The sequence below is a fragment of the Nocardioides sp. TF02-7 genome (assembly GCF_022437945.1).
Taxonomy (GTDB): domain Bacteria; phylum Actinomycetota; class Actinomycetes; order Propionibacteriales; family Nocardioidaceae; genus Nocardioides.
The window spans coordinates 1856244-1872181 of sequence record NZ_CP092535.1 but is presented as its reverse complement, the minus strand read 5'-3'; the positions used below and the strand labels follow the sequence as shown (position 1 = coordinate 1872181).

The 15938-nt window shown below is 72.3% G+C and carries 19 protein-coding genes, 3 pseudogenes and 1 riboswitch; of the genes and pseudogenes, 12 read left to right on the top strand and 10 right to left on the bottom strand.

Features of this window, described 5'->3' with window-relative positions; all coding sequences use genetic code 11:
* The first annotated feature begins 23 nt into the window (after window positions 1-23).
* A riboswitch (guanidine-III (ykkC-III) riboswitch) is annotated at window positions 24-86 on the top strand.
* Both MF408_RS09540 and MF408_RS09535 read left to right on the top strand, forming a co-directional pair.
* Entirely contained in the window at window positions 84-413 is a 330-nt protein-coding gene (locus MF408_RS09540; protein WP_240251167.1) for a multidrug efflux SMR transporter, read from the top strand. It overlaps the preceding riboswitch by 3 nt.
* 273 nt (window positions 414-686) lie before the next feature.
* Window positions 687-863, top strand: a complete 177-nt coding sequence (locus MF408_RS09535; RefSeq protein WP_240252225.1) for a hypothetical protein — start codon at window positions 687-689, stop codon at window positions 861-863.
* 82 nt (window positions 864-945) lie between these two features.
* On the opposite strand, the gene MF408_RS09530 is transcribed toward MF408_RS09535, so the two are convergent.
* Window positions 946-1161 carry a hypothetical protein gene (locus MF408_RS09530; RefSeq protein WP_240252224.1) on the bottom strand — a complete coding sequence of 72 codons (216 nt, stop codon included), beginning with the start codon at window positions 1159-1161 and terminating at the stop codon, window positions 946-948.
* Between MF408_RS09530 and MF408_RS09525 the strand changes: the two genes are divergently transcribed.
* Window positions 1103-1852: a YitT family protein gene (locus tag MF408_RS09525; protein WP_240251798.1), complete on the top strand. Its 750-nt coding sequence runs from the start codon at window positions 1103-1105 to the stop codon at window positions 1850-1852. The genes MF408_RS09530 and MF408_RS09525 overlap by 59 nt on opposite strands.
* Window positions 1853-1861: 9 nt before the next feature.
* On the opposite strand, the gene MF408_RS09520 is transcribed toward MF408_RS09525, so the two are convergent.
* Complete coding sequence (locus MF408_RS09520) at window positions 1862-2485, bottom strand: hypothetical protein (RefSeq protein ID WP_240251166.1); 624 nt, start codon at window positions 2483-2485, stop codon at window positions 1862-1864.
* 98 nt (window positions 2486-2583) lie between these two features.
* Between MF408_RS09520 and MF408_RS09515 the strand changes: the two genes are divergently transcribed.
* The 9 genes from MF408_RS09515 to MF408_RS09475 all read left to right on the top strand — a co-directional run bounded on the left by MF408_RS09515 (window position 2584) and on the right by MF408_RS09475 (window position 10025).
* Window positions 2584-2919: a hypothetical protein gene (locus MF408_RS09515; protein WP_240251165.1), complete on the top strand. Its 336-nt coding sequence runs from the start codon at window positions 2584-2586 to the stop codon at window positions 2917-2919.
* Window positions 2920-2921: 2 nt separating this feature from the next.
* The gene (locus tag MF408_RS09510) at window positions 2922-3995 is read left to right on the top strand and encodes a hypothetical protein (RefSeq protein WP_240251164.1); all 1074 of its coding nucleotides are present in this window, start codon (window positions 2922-2924) and stop codon (window positions 3993-3995) included.
* Window positions 3996-4470: 475 nt separating this feature from the next.
* Window positions 4471-4974 (top strand): hypothetical protein, encoded by a 504-nt coding sequence (locus MF408_RS09505; RefSeq protein ID WP_240251163.1) that lies wholly within the window; start codon window positions 4471-4473, stop codon window positions 4972-4974.
* A 624-nt stretch (window positions 4975-5598) separates the two neighbouring features.
* Window positions 5599-6072: a hypothetical protein gene (locus tag MF408_RS09500; protein ID WP_240251162.1), complete on the top strand. Its 474-nt coding sequence runs from the start codon at window positions 5599-5601 to the stop codon at window positions 6070-6072.
* A 69-nt stretch (window positions 6073-6141) separates the two neighbouring features.
* Complete coding sequence (locus tag MF408_RS09495; protein ID WP_240251161.1) at window positions 6142-6579, top strand: hypothetical protein; 438 nt, start codon at window positions 6142-6144, stop codon at window positions 6577-6579.
* Window positions 6576-7778 (top strand): ATP-binding protein, encoded by a 1203-nt coding sequence (locus tag MF408_RS09490; protein WP_240251160.1) that lies wholly within the window; start codon window positions 6576-6578, stop codon window positions 7776-7778. The genes MF408_RS09495 and MF408_RS09490 overlap by 4 nt, the downstream gene beginning before the upstream one ends.
* Complete coding sequence (locus tag MF408_RS09485; protein ID WP_240251159.1) at window positions 7775-9070, top strand: hypothetical protein; 1296 nt, start codon at window positions 7775-7777, stop codon at window positions 9068-9070. Before MF408_RS09490 ends, MF408_RS09485 begins: the two co-directional genes overlap by 4 nt.
* A gap of 35 nt (window positions 9071-9105) precedes the next feature.
* Complete coding sequence (locus MF408_RS09480; protein ID WP_240251158.1) at window positions 9106-9654, top strand: GNAT family N-acetyltransferase; 549 nt, start codon at window positions 9106-9108, stop codon at window positions 9652-9654.
* Between the two features lie 26 nt (window positions 9655-9680).
* Window positions 9681-10025: a VOC family protein gene (locus MF408_RS09475; protein WP_240251157.1), complete on the top strand. Its 345-nt coding sequence runs from the start codon at window positions 9681-9683 to the stop codon at window positions 10023-10025.
* A gap of 13 nt (window positions 10026-10038) precedes the next feature.
* On the opposite strand, the gene MF408_RS09470 is transcribed toward MF408_RS09475, so the two are convergent.
* The 8 genes and pseudogenes from MF408_RS09470 to dnaB all read right to left on the bottom strand — a co-directional run.
* Window positions 10039-10401 carry a DUF1801 domain-containing protein gene (locus MF408_RS09470; protein WP_240251156.1) on the bottom strand — a complete coding sequence of 121 codons (363 nt, stop codon included), beginning with the start codon at window positions 10399-10401 and terminating at the stop codon, window positions 10039-10041.
* 325 nt (window positions 10402-10726) lie between these two features.
* A complete protein-coding gene (locus tag MF408_RS09465) occupies window positions 10727-11305 on the bottom strand; it encodes a sigma-70 family RNA polymerase sigma factor (protein ID WP_240251155.1) in 579 nt (192 codons plus the stop codon).
* A 1-nt stretch (window position 11306) separates the two neighbouring features.
* On the bottom strand, window positions 11307-12143 hold the full coding sequence (locus MF408_RS09460) for a hypothetical protein (RefSeq protein WP_240251154.1): 837 nt from the start codon (window positions 12141-12143) through the stop codon (window positions 11307-11309).
* 67 nt (window positions 12144-12210) lie between these two features.
* Entirely contained in the window at window positions 12211-12618 is a 408-nt protein-coding gene (locus MF408_RS09455; RefSeq protein ID WP_240251153.1) for a hypothetical protein, read from the bottom strand.
* A 233-nt stretch (window positions 12619-12851) separates the two neighbouring features.
* Window positions 12852-13031, bottom strand: a pseudogene (locus tag MF408_RS09450) (DnaB-like helicase C-terminal domain-containing protein); the annotation flags it as partial.
* Between the two features lie 4 nt (window positions 13032-13035).
* Window positions 13036-13532 (bottom strand): annotated as a pseudogene (locus tag MF408_RS09445) (intein-containing replicative DNA helicase); the annotation flags it as partial.
* A 10-nt stretch (window positions 13533-13542) separates the two neighbouring features.
* Entirely contained in the window at window positions 13543-14280 is a 738-nt protein-coding gene (locus MF408_RS09440) for a hypothetical protein (protein WP_240251796.1), read from the bottom strand.
* 24 nt (window positions 14281-14304) lie between these two features.
* A pseudogene (gene dnaB, locus MF408_RS09435) lies at window positions 14305-15521 on the bottom strand (replicative DNA helicase); the annotation flags it as partial.
* Window positions 15522-15938 lie beyond the last annotated feature (417 nt).

Here is a 15938-nt window from a genome sequence, read left to right as displayed (position 1 = left end):
TGTCGCTCGGCTAGCCTCTTTCTCGTCAGTCGGAGACCGACTGCCGGACGAGGGAGCCGTACCCGGAGCGCGACAAGACGGCCGTGAGGGAGCACGTCATGGCCTGGTTCGTCCTCATCGTCTCCGGAGCCCTCGAGGCCGTCTGGGCGCTCGCGCTCGACCGCACGCAGGGCTTCACCCGCCTGGTGCCGACGGTGGTGTTCGCCGTCAGCGTCTCGGCCAGCATGGCCGGCCTCGCCTTCGCGATGCGGACGCTGCCGGTCGGGACGGCGTACGCCGTGTGGGTCGGCATCGGCGCCGCGCTCACGGTGGCGGTCAGCATGGTCACCGGCGAGGAGTCGGTCAGCCTCGTCAAGATCCTGCTGCTCGGCGGGCTGGTCGGCTGCGTCGTCGGGCTCAAGCTCGCCCACTGAGGTCGCCGGCGCGGTCGTCATGGTCAGAGTGAGCCATGGGTCACTCTCACCCTGACGACCCAGCTGCCGTCGACTGAGTATCCGTACCGATGCCGCCCGCGCCCCGGAGGCGCAGCCTGGAGGCATGAGCACGCCATCGACCCCCGGACCGTCGTCCTGCTCGCCGTCGCGACCGCCTGCTGCGCGCTGCCGCTGCTCGGCCTCGGTGCCTTCGCGTGGGCCGCCACCGCCCAGAGCACCAGCGACGACCCGCTCGTCGGCCTCGGCTACGTGATGGCGGTCGTCAGCGGCGCCCCGGGCGTCCTCGCCGTGCTGCTGGCGCTCGTCGGGGTCGCCGTACGCCGTCGCAACCCGGTCGCGGGGGTCGTCCTGGCCGCCGTCGGCCTGGGCGTCGCCGCGCTGCCGCTGCTCCTCGTCGTGACCTGGCTGGCGCCGCTGCCGATGTTCTGACCGGCTCGGGCGGGCCGACGGGCCCGCGCCGGGCGGCCGCTATCTTCCGCCCATGCAGGAGACCACCGCATCCACCCCCACGTCACCGAGGCCCGACCGCGAGACGCTCGTGCACCGCGCACACCGCCACCCGGTGGCGGCGGAGGTCTACCGGATCGGCTCGATCATGCTCGGCGCGGTCGTGTTCGCGGTGGGGCTGGAGGGCTTCCTCATCCCCCAACGAGTTCCTCGACGGCGGCATCGTCGGCGTCTCGATCATCGCCACCAACTTCGTCGACGTGCCGATGGGCGTGTTCATCGGGCTGCTCAACATCCCGTTCGTGCTGCTCGCGTGGGCGCTGATCGGTCACCGCAGCGCGGTCCGGTCGGGCGTCGGCATCGCCACCCTGTCGGCGGCGACCATCTACCTCCACCACATGCACGCGTTCACCGACGAGTCATGGCTGGCGTTGATCTGCGGCGGCGCGATGATCGCCGTCGGCATCGGCATCGCGCTGCGCCACGGCGGCGCGCTCGACGGCACCGAGGTGCTGGCGACCATCCTCGCCAGCCGGACGCCGTACACCGTCGGCCAGCTGATCCTCTACATCAACCTCGGCATCTTCACCGTCGCCGGCTTCGTCATCTCCTGGGAGTCCGCGCTGCTGTCGGCGGTGCTCTTCTACATCGTGGTCAAGGACCTCGTCGACCAGATCGCCCACGGCGAGGCCGGCGCCCGCCGCGCCCGGGTCACCACGGCGCGGCACGAGGACGTGGCCACGATGATCGCCGGCCGCACCGGGCGCCCGGTGCTCGTCGACGTCCACACCCGGTGGTACGCCGACGGGCCGGGCGAGGACGTGTGGGTCGTCAACTTCACGTGCTCGCGGATGGAGGAGGCGACCCTCGTCGAGGACATCGAGGCGGTCGACCCCGACGCGAACGTGACGTTCAGCGACATCACCACGCTGCACGGGCCGATGTTCGAGTCGCTCGCGACCGGCCACTGACCGGCCCGGTCAGCGCGTGAACCCGTCGGTGGGTGTCCAACTGAGGTGCGTCTCCCCTCGGTCGGTCCAGCGGACCTGCTCGTCGTCGATGGCGACCTTCGTCCAGCCCACGGCGCCGTCGACGTCCTCGACCTCCACCCGCCAGTCCGTGAGGTCGCCGTACGACACCGCCGCGACGGCGTCCTCCGGCGGCTCGCCGTCGTAGCACCAGAGCGCGAAGTCGGCGATCGCGGCGACCAGGTCGCCCCGGGCGACGAGCTCGATGCCCTGGCAGGGGTCGGGCTCCGTCGACCGGAACAGCTCCCGCGGCTCGGTCCACGAGCGCTCCCGCGGCGAGAAGTGCTGCTCCTTCAGCGCACCCCCGTCCTCCGAGTACCACAGGCGCACGCGGCGGCCGTCGGCCAGCGTCACCTCTTCTTCGAAGTACCGCCGCCAGCGGCGGGTCGGGTCGAACGCCTCGGTGGAGCGGCGGTGGCCGTAGGTCGAGGTGTCGGCGGCCGGGTCGTAGGCGACGGAGGGCACCGGCTCGTGCTCGGCTGCCTCGTCGCGCTCGGTGGCGTCGCTCCCGCACGCCGCCGCGGCGAGCGCAGCAGCCAGCGCGACGGCGGCGACCACCGTGTCCCTGGTTCGCATGGACGCACGGTAGTGGCACCCCTGCTCGTCCAGGACGGGATGATTGGACCGCGCCGAGCCGGGAAGGGTCGCGACGTACCGAGGAAGGAGGCAGGAGATTGGGGCTCGACGACGGCGGCTACACGACGCCGTACATCGACGTCGACGTGGACTCCATGCGGGACGCGGCCGAGGAGCTGACCCGCACGGCGAACAGGCTCGTCGGCGACATCGACACGCTCATGGAGAAGGCGGCCCTGCCGCTGGCGGTGTTCGCCCCGGACGCCGACGTCTACCGTGCGTACGCGTTCTGGTGGGGCCGCTGGTCGGCGCTCGTCGAGACCGCCGAACCCGCGATCCGGGGCGCGGCGAGCACGACCGCGAAGGCCGCTGACGGCTTCACCACCGTCGACACCGACGGGCGCATCGAGCTGACCCTGCCCGAGGGCGGCTGAGCGTGGACGACGAGACCGCGGAGATCGTCCTCGCCCGCATGAACCACGCGGACGGCGACGACCTGATCCGCGCCGCGAACGGCATGGACACCGCCTACGAGCGGTTCTGGAACGTGCGCGGCCGGATCGCCGGCGTCCGCACCGACCTCGTCGACCAGTGGGACAGCGACAGCGGCCGCACCATGCTCGACTACCTCGAGACCGTCGAGCAGGCGCTGGCGGAGGTGGGCGGTGCGCTCACGATCATGGCCGACAAGCTGCGCGCCCACGGCAAGGTGATCAACACCGCGCGCGACACCGTCCGCGACCTCGTCATCCAGGGCTACCAGGACCCGCTGTCCGTCACCGACTCCGACCTGGACGCCCCGTTGCAGGACTTCCTCGACTCCGAGCGGGCCCTCACCACCGACCTGTGGACCTACGGCGCCCTCGCCCCGGGCGGCATTCCCCTGCCGGAGCCGCCGCCCCGGCCGCCGGGGGATTGGAAGACCTTCATCTTCGGCGACGGCTACCCGGCCGGGTGGTACTGGCTCGGCGCGGACGGGAAGTACCCCGACCTCGACGACTACGACTTCGGCGACGACTACGACCCGGGGACCTACGACCCCGACAACCCGCTCTACGGGTACGACGAGTGGGGGCAACCTGGTGCCGGCGTACCAGGCAGCGATGCCGGTGCCGGTGGAGATCCAGGAGGCCGGCGTCGGGAGCGGGCTGCTCAAGCTCCTCGGCAAGGCGGTCAAGGGCGCGAAGGTCAGCCCCAGCGGCGCCCGCGTCATCGCGGAGAGCGCCGACGACCTCGCGGCGCTGGTCCGCGGCAGCTACGGGTGGCGCCCCGGCCACATCGACCGCCACATCCGCGAGTGGTACCGGCTCGGCAAGGACGCTCCGGTGCAGCCGTGGATGCGCGACGAGTTCCTCGAGATGGTCGTCCAGTCCGGCATCCGCCAGGGCAAGGTGTTCCAGTGGAGCCTCCGCGGCGAGGCCGGGATGCAGCCGACGTATTCCGTGCTGCGCTACCAGAACGGCCGGTGGCTGGTCTCGCAGTACTACGCCAACGGCTCCCGGGCCGGTGAGTTCGCCACGGCCTTCGAGCCGACCGCGCAGCAGCTGGCGCGGATGCTGCAGCAGGCCGCGATCCGGTGAGGCGCGGACCGACCCTGACGGCCGTGCTGTGGGATCCCGCCCGGGGCACGGCTGCGCTCCGCGCTGCCGCCGACGACGCGGCCGACCGCTCGGGTCTCCCGACGACGGTCGAGGGCGGCGCCGAGGAGGGGCTCGTGCAGCTGCACGTGTGGGTGGGCGGCCTCGGCCTCGGGCTGCCCGAGGACCGGCCCGAGGCGTGGGACGAGCTGGGGCTCGCGCTCGGCGCCACGGTCGCCGCCGTCGACCCGGCCCTCGCGCTCGCGGCCCCGGAGTGGGGCGCCGACTCCCCTCGCCGTCCCCGAGTACGACGAGCTGGCGCCGGGCCTGCGCTCGGGCCGCGCGCGGCGCCGCGACCTGGACCCCGCGCGCGCCGAGCGGTTCTCCCACCTCGCCGACCGAGGCGTCGTGGCGGCCGACGAGGACGGCTGGGTGTGGGCCGCGGCCGGCGCCGTGCCGCTGCGGACCGCGCCGCGCGCCGACGGCGACCGGCTGGCACCGGCGGTGTTCCACGCCTGGTGGGGCCGCCGCCCCGACCAGGCGGCGCCGGCGGGTCCGCGCCTGCGGCTCGCCGCGCGGCAGCCCGACCCGGGGCTGGCCACCGCGCTCGCCGCCGCGCTCCCGGCCGGCTGGTCGACCGACCCCACCGCGCCGGACACGGCCGCCGCCAGCGCTGCCGACTGGGTGACAGGAGCGGCCGTGCGGGAGGCGCTCGCCGACGTCGTCGTGCTCCTCGAGCCGCGGTGGGTGCTGCTGCGCGACCCGGACCTGCTGTGGCTGCCCGACGCCCCGGCGTCGGCCGACGCCGTCGACGGCCTGCGGATCACGCCCCTGGCGGGGCCCGGAGTCGTCGTGGAGGGCCCGTACCCTCGGCTCGAGCGACTGACCGACGCACCGCCCAGGAGGACCTGACCATGCGCGGACCCGTCGCGTCGGTGACCTGCCACGACGCCGACCGCCCCGACCTCGCCCCCCGGTTGCGGGCGGCCGTGTCCGACGCTGGGCTCGCCGGCTGGGTGACCGAGGCCGCCGGCACCGGCGGCACCGTCGCCGTCCTCGAGGTCCCCGTCGGCGAGCTCGGTCTCGGCCCGGTCGACCGCGGGGAGGGCTGGGCGGCGCTGTCGCGTCGGCTCGGAGACGTGCTCGACGCGGTGGTGCCGACGATCGCGCTCGGCGGCTTCAGCGCCGTGCTCGACCTCGACCAGCCGGCCTGGCGGGTCGACCGGCTGCAGTGGTGCAGCGGTCGCGTCGACGTCGCCCGGCTCGACCACGACCGGGTCGCCGCCTTCAACGCACTCGCCGGAGAGCGGCTCGTGGAGGTCCGCGACGGCGCGGTCCGGTGGGCTACGCCGCCGGGCGTGCCGCTCGGCGTCGACCTGCTCGACGTCGCGCCGCTCGGCCTCGCCGCCGCGGCGTACGAGGCCTGGACCGGCGAGGCCGCCGACCTCGACCCGCTCGTCAGCGACGTCGACGACGCGAACGACCCGGTGCTCTGGTTGTGGACCGACGAGGACCCCCGCCCGGCTGGCCGCCGCGGTGGGCGCCGCGCTGCCCGGCCACGAGGTCGAGACCGAGCAGGAGTACGGCGCGTTGTCGCCGGTCGTCGTCCGGCCGCCCGCGGGCCGGGTCGCCCAGGCCGACCTGCTGGCCGACCTGCGGACGGCCGTCGCCGCCGGTACGCCGGCCTGGGCGGGCCTGCTGCCCCGCGGCGGCTTCCTGCCCCCCGGCGTCGCGCCGGAGCTGCCGGAGTCGGGTGCCGTCGACCACCTGTGGCTGCGCCGCGACTGGGCCGGCGACCTGCTCGACGCCGTCACCGACGCGCTCGCCGGTGCCCCGGTCGAGGACGTCGCGGACGGCGTCCTGCTCGTCACCGGGCCCGATCCGCGCGGCCCCCGCGACGCCGACCTCGTCTGGACGCCGATGGTGCGCTATCAGCGGCTGGCCCTGGTGGCCTCGCTGCTCGGCGACCGGCTGCGCGGCGACACCGCGGGGCCGGAGATCGTCATCTGACCCGCCGACGTCGGCCAGACCCACCAGCAGATCCACCAAGCCGACCCACCAACACGAGAGAACGGGATGATGAGAGACAACGACGCGGCGATGGTCGCCGAGCTGGACCGCCTCGACGAGGCGGTCAAGGCGGCGCCGGCCGGGGACACCACGGCGCAGGTGGCCCTGTGGCGGCAGGTCAGCCGGATGGAGACCTGGTTCTTCATCGCGCGCGGGTCCACCGAGCAGCCGCGGCCCTACGGGGTCGCCTTCGCCCAGGGTCCGGTGGTCTGCCTCTACAGCAGTGCCGCGCGGGCGAACGAGGCGGCTCGCGGCTTCGGCCTCGTCGACGGCGAGGGTGACGCGGTGCCGGTGTTCGGCGTACCGATGCCGGCCGCGATCGACTACGTCGCGTCGTTCGCCCGGGCCGGCGTGTTCGGCGTGGCGCTGGACCACCCGATGATCGGGCACTACATCCCGCTGGCGAACCTCGACCTGCTCAAGAGCTGGGTCGGAGCTGCGTCGTGAGCGGCGCGGAGCCGGACGGCGACTTCGTCGAGGTGATCGCCCGTGAGGTCGCGGCCGACCCCGGCAACCTGGCGCTGCGCGAGGACTTCGTCACGCTGCTGCTGGAGGCCGACCCCGGCCGCGCCGCCACCGAGCTCGACGCGTTCGAGGCGCGGGGCGGCGACCCCGCGCGGGTCCGCCTGCTGCGGGCCCGCCTGATGGCGGCCCGGCTGCGCGCCTCAGGCCCGCCGCCCCCGGTCGAGACGTCCGGCCACCCGGTGCCGGCCCCGGCCGATGCCGATCGTGAGGACACCGGCACCGACGGGTCGACGGCGCTGTGGGACGCCGAGCGGCCGGCGGTGACGCTGGCCGACGTGGCAGGGCTCGCCGAGGTCAAGCAACACCTGGAGACGACGTTCCTGGCTCCCCTGCGCGCGCCCGAGATCGCGGCGGCGTTCGGGCAGAGGCCGGGAGGGTCGCTGCTGACGTACGGCCCTCCGGGCTGCGGCAAGACCTTCATCGCGAAGGCGATCGCCGGCGACCTCGGGGCCTCGTTCATCCACGTCACCCTCGCCGACCTGCTCAGCAAGTGGATCGGCGAGAGCGAGAAGGCGATCCAGAGCGTGTTCCGCGACGCGCGCGCGGCAGCGCCGTGCGTCATCTTCTTCGACGAGTTCGACGCCCTCGGCGGTCGGCGTACGTCCGGTGGCGGCGGGTCGCAGTCGATGCGGATGCTCGTCACTCAGCTCCTGGAGGAGCTCGACGGGGTGGCCAGCGCCAACGACGGCGTCTACTTCCTCGCGGCGACGAACCGGCCGTGGGACATCGACCCTGCCCTACGCCGACCGGGCCGGATCGACAAGACGGTCCTGGTGCTCCCACCCGACGCGGTCGCGCGGGCGGCGATCGTGCAGCGTGCGCTGGAGGGCAAGCCGACCGACGACCTCGACGTGGTGGCGGTCGCGGCGGCGACCGAGGGCTTCTCCGGTGCCGACCTCACGCACCTGACGACCACGGTGCTGCAGCAGGCCGTGGCCGAGTCGATGCGCAGCGGCGCGCTGGTGCCGGTGACGACCGGTGCGCTGCTCGCGGCAGCCGCGAGCATCGTCCCGTCGACGACGTCCTGGTTCGACCAGGTGGCGCCGGTGCTGGAGTACGGCGTCGACGACGGCACCTTCGACCAGCTCCGGGCCTACCGGGTCAAGCGAGGCATGCGATGAGCGGCGCGGGACACGCGACCGACGACGCGGACGCGGTCGAGCGGAACCTCGACCTCGCCTGGGAGCTGTTCGCCGCACAGCCCACCCATCCCCAGGTCGCCGTGCTCGCGTCGTCGGTGCTGGCCGCCCAACCGTCCCGGAGCAGCGCGACGCTGCTGCTCGGCAAGCACCACGAGCTGTCCGAGCGGGTCGACGAGGCGCGGCGTCTCTACCTGCAGGTGGCCGGACGCCGCGACGGCCAGTTCGTCAACGCCGCCCGCTCGCTGCGGCACCTGGCGTTCGCCGACAACGACCACGCCGAGGCGCTGCGGTGGGCGGAGACCGTGCTGGCCGAGGAGCAGGAGGACTGGGACGACTGGATGGAGCTGGGGTCGGCCGTGGCGCTCTCCGGTGAGCTCGACGAGGGCTGGCGCCTGCTCGACGAGGCGGTGGCCCTGTGCTCCCGGACGGCACCCGACGGGCTGCCCTCCGCCCTGGGCAAGCGTGCGGTCTACCTGCTGGGCAGCTTCGCCCCGCCCGACCGGTTCGTCCCGGCGGCCGAGGAGGCGATCCGGGCCGACGCGGCGAGCTCGTGGATCGCACTGATGCTGGGCTGGGCCTACCTGGTGCAGTACCGGTTCGCCGACGCCGAGCAGGTCGGGCTGCGGTTGCTGCGCGAGGACCCGACCGAGGGGCAGTTCCAGAACCTGGTGGGCACGGCCCGGACGATGCTGGGGATCGTCGAGAACGCCGAGGCCCAGGACATCACGATGGACGACGTCCGACGCTCAGGCGTGATCGAGACGGGGTGGCAGCAGCTGCGCGACCGGTTGCTCGGCACCGACCTCGCCTCCGCCCTCGCCGCACTGGACGACGTGATGCCGGACGAGCTGCGCGCGACGCTCCGACCGGCCGCCTCCGCTGAGGAGGGCGCCGAGGTGGGCGCGTTGGTCGCGGAGGACCTGGTCACCTGGCACGACGGCCAGCAACCCGGCTCCGGAGCCGCGTGGGGCCTGGCCGAGCCGTTCCGCCTGATGTCGGCGGCCGAGTCGACCGCCCTGGACGCCGAGATCGAGGCCGACCCGCCAGCGCACCCGGAGTGGCCGGAGAACGGCGTCTGGGAGAACGTCATGACCGACGATGCCGGCGCCTACCTGGTCGCGGTCGAGTTCGGGGCGCTGGTCAAGCGTCGTCGCGGGCACCCCGACGAGCCCGTCGCCCCGTCGATGGCCGACTGGGTGTGGGACCGGGTGGTCGCCTTCGGCGGCCGCGACCCGCGGCCGGCGCGGCCGAAGTCCGGGGCGGACGGGTAGGCGGCGCGTAGCCCCACGTTTGGCACGCTGGGCGCGTGCTCCCCTTCCCGATCGAGACCGACCGCCTGACGCTCCGCCCCTTCCGCGCCGACGACCTGGACGCCGTCCTCGGCTACTACAGCCTGCCCGAGGTCGCCCGCTACCTGCTCGACGAGCCGTGGACGCGGGCGGTCGCCGAGGAGCAGATCGCCAAGAGGGTGACCCGCACCGGGCTCGACGGCGAGCACCGCGCGCTGGCGCTGGTCGTCGAGCAGGGTGGCCGGGTCATCGGCGACGTCGCGCTCTGGCTCGTCGACGACACCGGGTCGCGCGCCGAGGTCGGCTGGTCGTTCCACCCCGACTCCGGTGGGCAGGGCTACGCCACCGAGGCGGTGCGGGCCCTGCTCGACCTGGCCTTCGACGGCTACGGCCTCCATCGCGTGCTTGCCAACCTCGATCCGCGCAACGAGGCCTCCGCCCGGCTGTGCGAGCGGGTCGGCATGACCAGGGAGGCGCACCTGCGCGAGGACTGGTTCAGCAAGGGCGAGTGGACCGACAACGCGATCTACGGGCTGCTGGCCGGGGAGTGGCGCGCGAGCTCCTGAGCACGCGAGCGTGGTCGACTGGTCCCATGCGCATCGAGCGGATCGTGCCCGACCTGACCGTGACCGACCTGGCGGCCGCGGTCCGCGAGCACACCGAGGTCCTGGGCCTGCGGGTGGTGATGCACCACGGCTGGATCGTCACCCTCGCCGACGACGCGGGTCACCAGCTGAGCCTGATGACGGAGGACGCCACCGCCCCCGTCAACCCCGACGTGTCCGTCTTCGTCGACGACGTGCACGCCGCCCACCAGGCCGCGGTCGCCCGCGGCGTCGAGATCGTGCACCCGCTGACCGTCGAGGAGTGGGGTGTCTGCCGGTTCTTCTACCGCGACTCGTCCGGACGCGTCGTCAACGTCGGGTCCCACTGCTGACGCCTCCGCTGCGTCAGGACCCTCCTCCGATCGCGGCGCGGACGATCTCGCTGATCCGCTGCTCCGTGGCGTCGTCGAGCGACTCGAAGTACCACGCCGCCGGCATCAGCAGTCCTTCCGAGCCGCCGGCAGGTCGGAAGGCGGCCTTCTCGGTGAGCCCGAGGTTCATCCTCTCGTCGTTGCGGAGCGACAGCAGCGCCGGAGCACCCGCCGACATCGCGTAGGCGGGCATGCCGTACCAGATCCGCGGCTTCAGCTCCGGTCCGGCGGCCACGATCACGTCGTGCACCCGCTGCATGACCGAGCGGCGGGGCTCGTCCATCGACGCGAGCTTGTCGACGACCTGCTGGAGGTTCTTCTCGTCCTTGGCAGTCATGAGGCCATGTCCTTCCGTCAGCCGGTGTGATGCACCGGCACGATGAGTAGCGCACCTGACGGTGCCGCACCCCATCCGGACGTGTCCCGCAGCAGCAGGCCTCTCCGCGATGATTCAGGCGGTCGTCCCACCTGGAAGCGCAGGTCGCGACGAACGGCGTCGCGACGGTGCTCACGCTAGCACCGTCGGGGTCGTCCTGCCCGGCGTACGGCGCGCGGCGCGGCGTACCTGCTCTACCGGAAGGTGTGGGCGGGCCTCGTGCGGGTCTGCCGGTCCGCGCGGTTCCTCCGTGATCCCGCGACCCTGCCCGCCGATGCGCAGGCGGTCATCGACGCGCGCTGCGGCCGCGGCTGACCGCGCCGTCGGTGTCGACGGGGGCCGTGGTCCTCGGCGCGCCGCCCGTGCCGAGCAACGCCTGCACGCGCTTGTCCCGTGCGAGCGCCTGGCGGGCCCGGTGGAGGCGGACCCGCGCTGCTCCGGGACGGACGCCGAGGGCGACGGCGAGCTCGGCATGGGTGAGGCGCTCCCACTCCACGAGCTGGAGCACCTCGCGGTCGTTGGCCGAGAGGTCGGCCATCGCCGCTCTCACGACCGCTGCCGCGTCCGACTCCTCGCCCACAGGCGCTGACGCGGCCGGCAGGCTCGCCGCTCCCTCGTGCGCGGCTCCCTCCTGCGCCCGGTGCCGGGCGTCGGTCGCGACCAGGGTGCGCGCGACCCCGAACAGCCATGCCCGCCGGAGCACCGGAGCGGGCAGGTCCGCCCGCCGCCGCCACGCCACTGCGTAGACCTCGGCGACCAGGTCCTCCACGTCTCCGCGGGAGCGCCGCCCCACGTAGGCGAAGAGGTCGCGGACCGTGCTGCGGTAGAGCTCCTCGAACTCGGCCGTGCTGATCTGGCGGCTCACGTCAGCGCTGCCCCTCGACCGCAGGAGCCGACTGCCGGGGCAGAGCCGGAACCAGCTCCTCCCAGCAGTCCTCCAGGAGCGTCCCCATCACGGCCAGGTCGCGACCGTCCGCCGCCGCCACCACCCGCGGCAGGTAGGCGAACTCCGTCTCGTGCGGGTGGAAGACGCGCGTGCGACCGCTGTCGGGATCGGTCCACGTCTCGCTGGGTCCGTAGGTCTGCTCGGCGTCGATGTCGGTGACGGCGGACCAGGACACGGAGAGCTGCAGCGCGGCGATCGCCTGCTCGCGGCCGGCGGTGTCTCCGGAAGCAGTCGCTTCGGCCCACTCGTTGCCCCAGGAGCAGATGGCGTCGCGGGCGGCCTGGGCGCGGATGCCGCCGCTGACCTCCCCGATAATGTCGCCGGACCGACGGGCGTCGGCGACGTCCCGGTCGTGGATCTCCAGCTCGATCTCGCGGGAGACCGCACGACTCCGTGCGTCGGGGAAGTCGATGTCGGCGGTCAGCTCGTCGTAGACCTCCACGTAGTCCGGAGCCATCGGGTCGATGTGCTCACCGGGTCCGCTGAGCTCCTCGACCTCCGGGTCGGTCACCGGCCGACCGGTGTGGGCGCTCCACATGTCCGCGGCCGCGACCCCACCGGCCCCGAGGACCAGCGCGGCGACGCCCGTACCGGCGACCAACCGGCCGCGGCGGCGCCGCCGCGGGGCCACGTCGTACACGACCGCCGCCACCCGGTTCCACACCCGGTCGACGGCAGGTTCGGCCGGCGCCTCGACGGCGGGAGCCGCGGCGCGCACCAGTCGGCCGACGTCGTCATCTGTGGTCTCGGGGTGCACGGGTCCTCCTCTGGACGGGATGAGTCTCACCCCTACCTGTCGAGGCGTTACACACCCGCTGCTGCGGCTACGGCACGAGGTTGGAGCGGAGGGCGCGTCCGAGCCGGTCCACTGCGGAGTCGTCGCTGGTCAGACCGAGATAGCCGCCGGCCTCCGCCAGGAAGAGGTCGGCGCCCTGGTCGACCTGGTCGAGGAGCCCGGGGAAGGCGGCTTGCTTGTGGCGGTAGAGCGTCACGCGCACTCCCTTGCGCGCCAGGGCGACGACGAGATCGGCGTTGTCCTTCCGGGCCGCCTCCACGGACAGCAGCAGCCGCTCGAGGTTCGGCATGTCGAGGAGGAGCGACCCGTCGGCGCCGTCGAGGTCGAGCCGGAGCCGCCGTACGCCGACCTCGGCGAGCGGGGTCAGGTCGGCGTTGCGGGTGGTCCGGGTCAGGTGCAGCTCGGTGAGGTCGGTGAGGCCCAGCAGCGGCTCCACGCCGAGCAGGCCGGGGTCGCCCTCAGCGCCGACCCGCAGGGTGCATGTCGTCCAGGATGCCGATGGCGAGGTCCACGAGGTCTGGGCCTAGTTCGATTTGCCGGTCTCGATTCGGGATTCGGTGCCCCCTGTGAAGAGGGTTCTGGCATGGCGGCAAGGGCATCGACGCGGTGTCGCCGTCCTACTGACAACTGCTGTCGCGACTACTGACATTAAGATGTCGGCGGCTCATATCAGTGCGCCATGTCGACGAACCGGCTGTAGTGACCCTGGAACGCGACGACGATGTCGCGGGTCGCGCCGTTGCGGTGCTTGGCGACGATCAGGTCGGCCTCGCCTGGACGGGTCGACTCCTTCTCGAAGACATCGTCGCGGTGGAGCAGGATCACCATGTCGGCGTCCTGTTCTATGGAGTTGTGCAGGGCAATCCCCTCCGCAACGAAGTTGTGGACCCCGAGCACGGTCGCGTCGTACACCGGCATCTCGCCGATCAGCTCCACAGACTTGACCGTGTCCCAATGGACGTCATTGGTGGCCATGAGCGCGAGGTCGTTGTCGCCGAGGATCGCAGCCACTCGGAACAGCCGCTGGCGACTAGGAGCCGCTTTCTCCAGGGTGCTCATCCGCCCCACTGACGTGGTGATCTCGCGGAGAGCGCGCTCGTCGGTCCTGACGGCATCACGGACCCTGTCCCAGACCTCGATGGGGACAGTGTCCGCGCCCGGCCGACTTGTCACGTCGCGGAGGAACTCGGCCAACGCGTCGGCCTTCGCCTCCCTGGCGCCCGAGACTCCTACGTCGTCCAAGAACCGCATCTGGTTCTCGGCACCGCTCACGTGAACCTGATACCCAGGTCGATAACCCGACTTCTGGTGCATCGTGATACTGGTGAAGACGTTGAACCGAAGGAGCAGCCGCGCGACGTCATCTGCGAGACGCCTGCTGGACGTGGCGTAGAAAAACGGTCCCCTTGCCGACCTTGCGGTCGAGGTGGACGCAACCGTCGGTCGCCCACAAACTCCGCAGGAACAGTGCGAGCTGCTCCTTGGGGAGACCGAACACCCAGTCAGGGACGAACTTCTCATGACTCCTCAGCCCGAACAGGCCCATTTCGTCTAGCCACGCGGCTATCGGGTTTCGCTTGCCATGAGTGAGTCGGTACGGCGCCGGGAGGCGGAGCGACGTGACCTTGGCTGCTGGATAGTCATCGCGCACCGCCGTGATCCCGAACAGCTGTCGCGCTGCCCAGGCCACGGTCTGCAGGTTGTGCTCGTCGGTGCTGGCGTAGCGGATGGGCTGCCGCTTCACGAATGACCCATCGCCGATCATGTGGCCCAGGAGAACGATCTCGTTGGGATCTCGCGGCGTGATTCGAAGCGGGGGCGGGACATGGCGGATAACACCGACGCGGCTTCCGGGCGTCAGTTCAGCGAGCGGGATCCAGCCGTCGTGAGTGAGGAACGGGTGGTTCGCGGTCGCCTTCACGCGGCGACCCGAGGCGAGGGCTACTTCATAGACCGGCTTCGTCCCGCTCGGGAAGGCGTGCGTCAGCGTGCGTGGCACCAGCTTGAGCCGGTCGTCGAGCGCCCAGACGGGGACGTCCTTGACACCGGTCTCCATCAGCTCGCCGAGCGTGATCTCGGCGTTGGTGTCGGCGCGCATCAGCCGGGTGTCGGCCGTCAGGCAGCCCGACTCGCGCAGGTCGCTCATCATCGGCCGCTTGTCGGCACGCTGCTCCGGGCCACGGTTGAGCTGCGACAGCGCGATGATCGGGACCTCGAGCTCCTTGGCGAGGAGCTTGATCTGGCGGGGAGAACTCCGAGACCTCGAGCTGGCGGGACTCGACCTTCTTGCCCGACGTCATCAGCTGCAGATAGTCGATGACGACGAGCTTGAGGTCGTGGCGCTGCTTGAGCCGCCGCGCCTTCGCCCGGATCTCCATCATCGTCATGTTGGGCGAGTCGTCGATGAACATCGGCGCCGACGAGACCTTGGAGACGTGGCGGGCCAGCCGGTCCCACTCCTCCTGCGACATCTTGCCGTTGCGGATGTGGTTGAGGGGGATCCGCGCCTCCGCCGACAGCAGACGCATCGTGATCTCCGAGCGCGTCATCTCCAGGCTGAAGAAGCAGCTGGTCAGGTTGTTGTGGATCGACGCGGCCCGGCACAGGTCGAGAGCCAGCGTCGATTTCCCCATCGCGGGCCTCGCCGCGACGACGATCATCTGGCCGGAGTGGAGGCCGTTGGTGAGCTCGTCGAGGTCGGCGAAGCCGGTGGGGACGCCGTAGATGCCGGCTTCGCGGTTCTCGATCGCCTCGATCTCGTCGAGGACGCTGTCCATGATGTCGCTGAGGGGCGAGTAGTCCTCGGCCTTGCGGCGGTCGGTGACCTGGTAGACCTCGGCCTGCGCCTGGTCGACGATGTGGTCGACCTCGCCCTCGCCGGCGTAGCCGATCTGGACGATCTTGGTGCCGGCGTCGACGAGGCGGCGCAGGATCGCCTTCTCCCCGGACGATCGCGGCGTAGTAGCCGGCGTTGGCGGCGATCGGGACGTTGGCGGCGAGGGTGTGGAGGTACGGCGCGCCGCCGATCTTCTGCAGCTCCCCGCGGCGCTGCAGCTCGCTGGCCACGGTCACCATGTCGGCCGGCTCGCCGCGGCCGTAGAGGTCGATGATCGCGTCGTGGATCGACTCGTGCGCCGGGCGGTAGTAGTCGGCGCCCCGGACCGCCTCGAGCACGTCGGCGATGGCGTCCTTGGAGATCATCATCGCGCCGAGCACGGACTGCTCGGCGGCGAGGTCCTGCGGCGGCGTGCGCCCGCCGGTGGGGGCCTCACCCGGGGCGTAGGGCGCCGGCCCGTCGCCCCACTCGTCCTCCGGCGGAGGGACCTCGGCGAGGCTCACGCGCGTCACTTCCCTTCCCCCGGAGGTCGGCCACCGACCGACCCGAGAACCACCAGAACCACACACCAGTTCGAGTCGTGGACCCGACCCGCGCGAGGTTAGCGGGGGGTGCCGACAGCACCCCCGGCGACCACGCCCGACGGCCGTCCGCGAGAGACTCGACCCGCGAAACTACGCACCGAGGGCCGTCGATGGAACCCCGTTGCTCACAGGCGGCTGGGGATAACCAGGCAAATGCGTGGACGACACGCGACAGCGGTGTGCACGGGTTGGGGAGGAGGCTGTGGACGTGAGGGCTAGTAGCGCGACCACAGGCCGTCTGACCTGCGGAAACGATGCTTCCACGGCTGTGGAGGGGAAATAGTCGGCGAGCGATCTCGTTCACGCAGCGGCCACCGGGGCGTTCCCGGTGCGTTA

What these genes read in the sequence shown, in the direction of transcription:
- MF408_RS09485 (WP_240251159.1), top strand. Translation starts at nt 7,775, where the DNA reads ATGAGCGGCGCGGGACACGCGACCGACGACGCGGACGCGGTCGAGCGG.
- MF408_RS09470 (WP_240251156.1), bottom strand. Translation starts at nt 10,401, where the DNA reads ATGACTGCCAAGGACGAGAAGAACCTCCAGCAGGTCGTCGACAAGCTC.
- MF408_RS09535 (WP_240252225.1), top strand. Translation starts at nt 687, where the DNA reads ATGGCGGTCGTCAGCGGCGCCCCGGGCGTCCTCGCCGTGCTGCTGGCG.
- MF408_RS09475 (WP_240251157.1), top strand. Translation starts at nt 9,681, where the DNA reads ATGCGCATCGAGCGGATCGTGCCCGACCTGACCGTGACCGACCTGGCG.
- MF408_RS09495 (WP_240251161.1), top strand. Translation starts at nt 6,142, where the DNA reads ATGAGAGACAACGACGCGGCGATGGTCGCCGAGCTGGACCGCCTCGAC.
- MF408_RS09520 (WP_240251166.1), bottom strand. Translation starts at nt 2,485, where the DNA reads ATGCGAACCAGGGACACGGTGGTCGCCGCCGTCGCGCTGGCTGCTGCG.
- MF408_RS09440 (WP_240251796.1), bottom strand. Translation starts at nt 14,280, where the DNA reads ATGCGCGCCGACACCAACGCCGAGATCACGCTCGGCGAGCTGATGGAG.
- MF408_RS09530 (WP_240252224.1), bottom strand. Translation starts at nt 1,161, where the DNA reads ATGAACACGCCCATCGGCACGTCGACGAAGTTGGTGGCGATGATCGAG.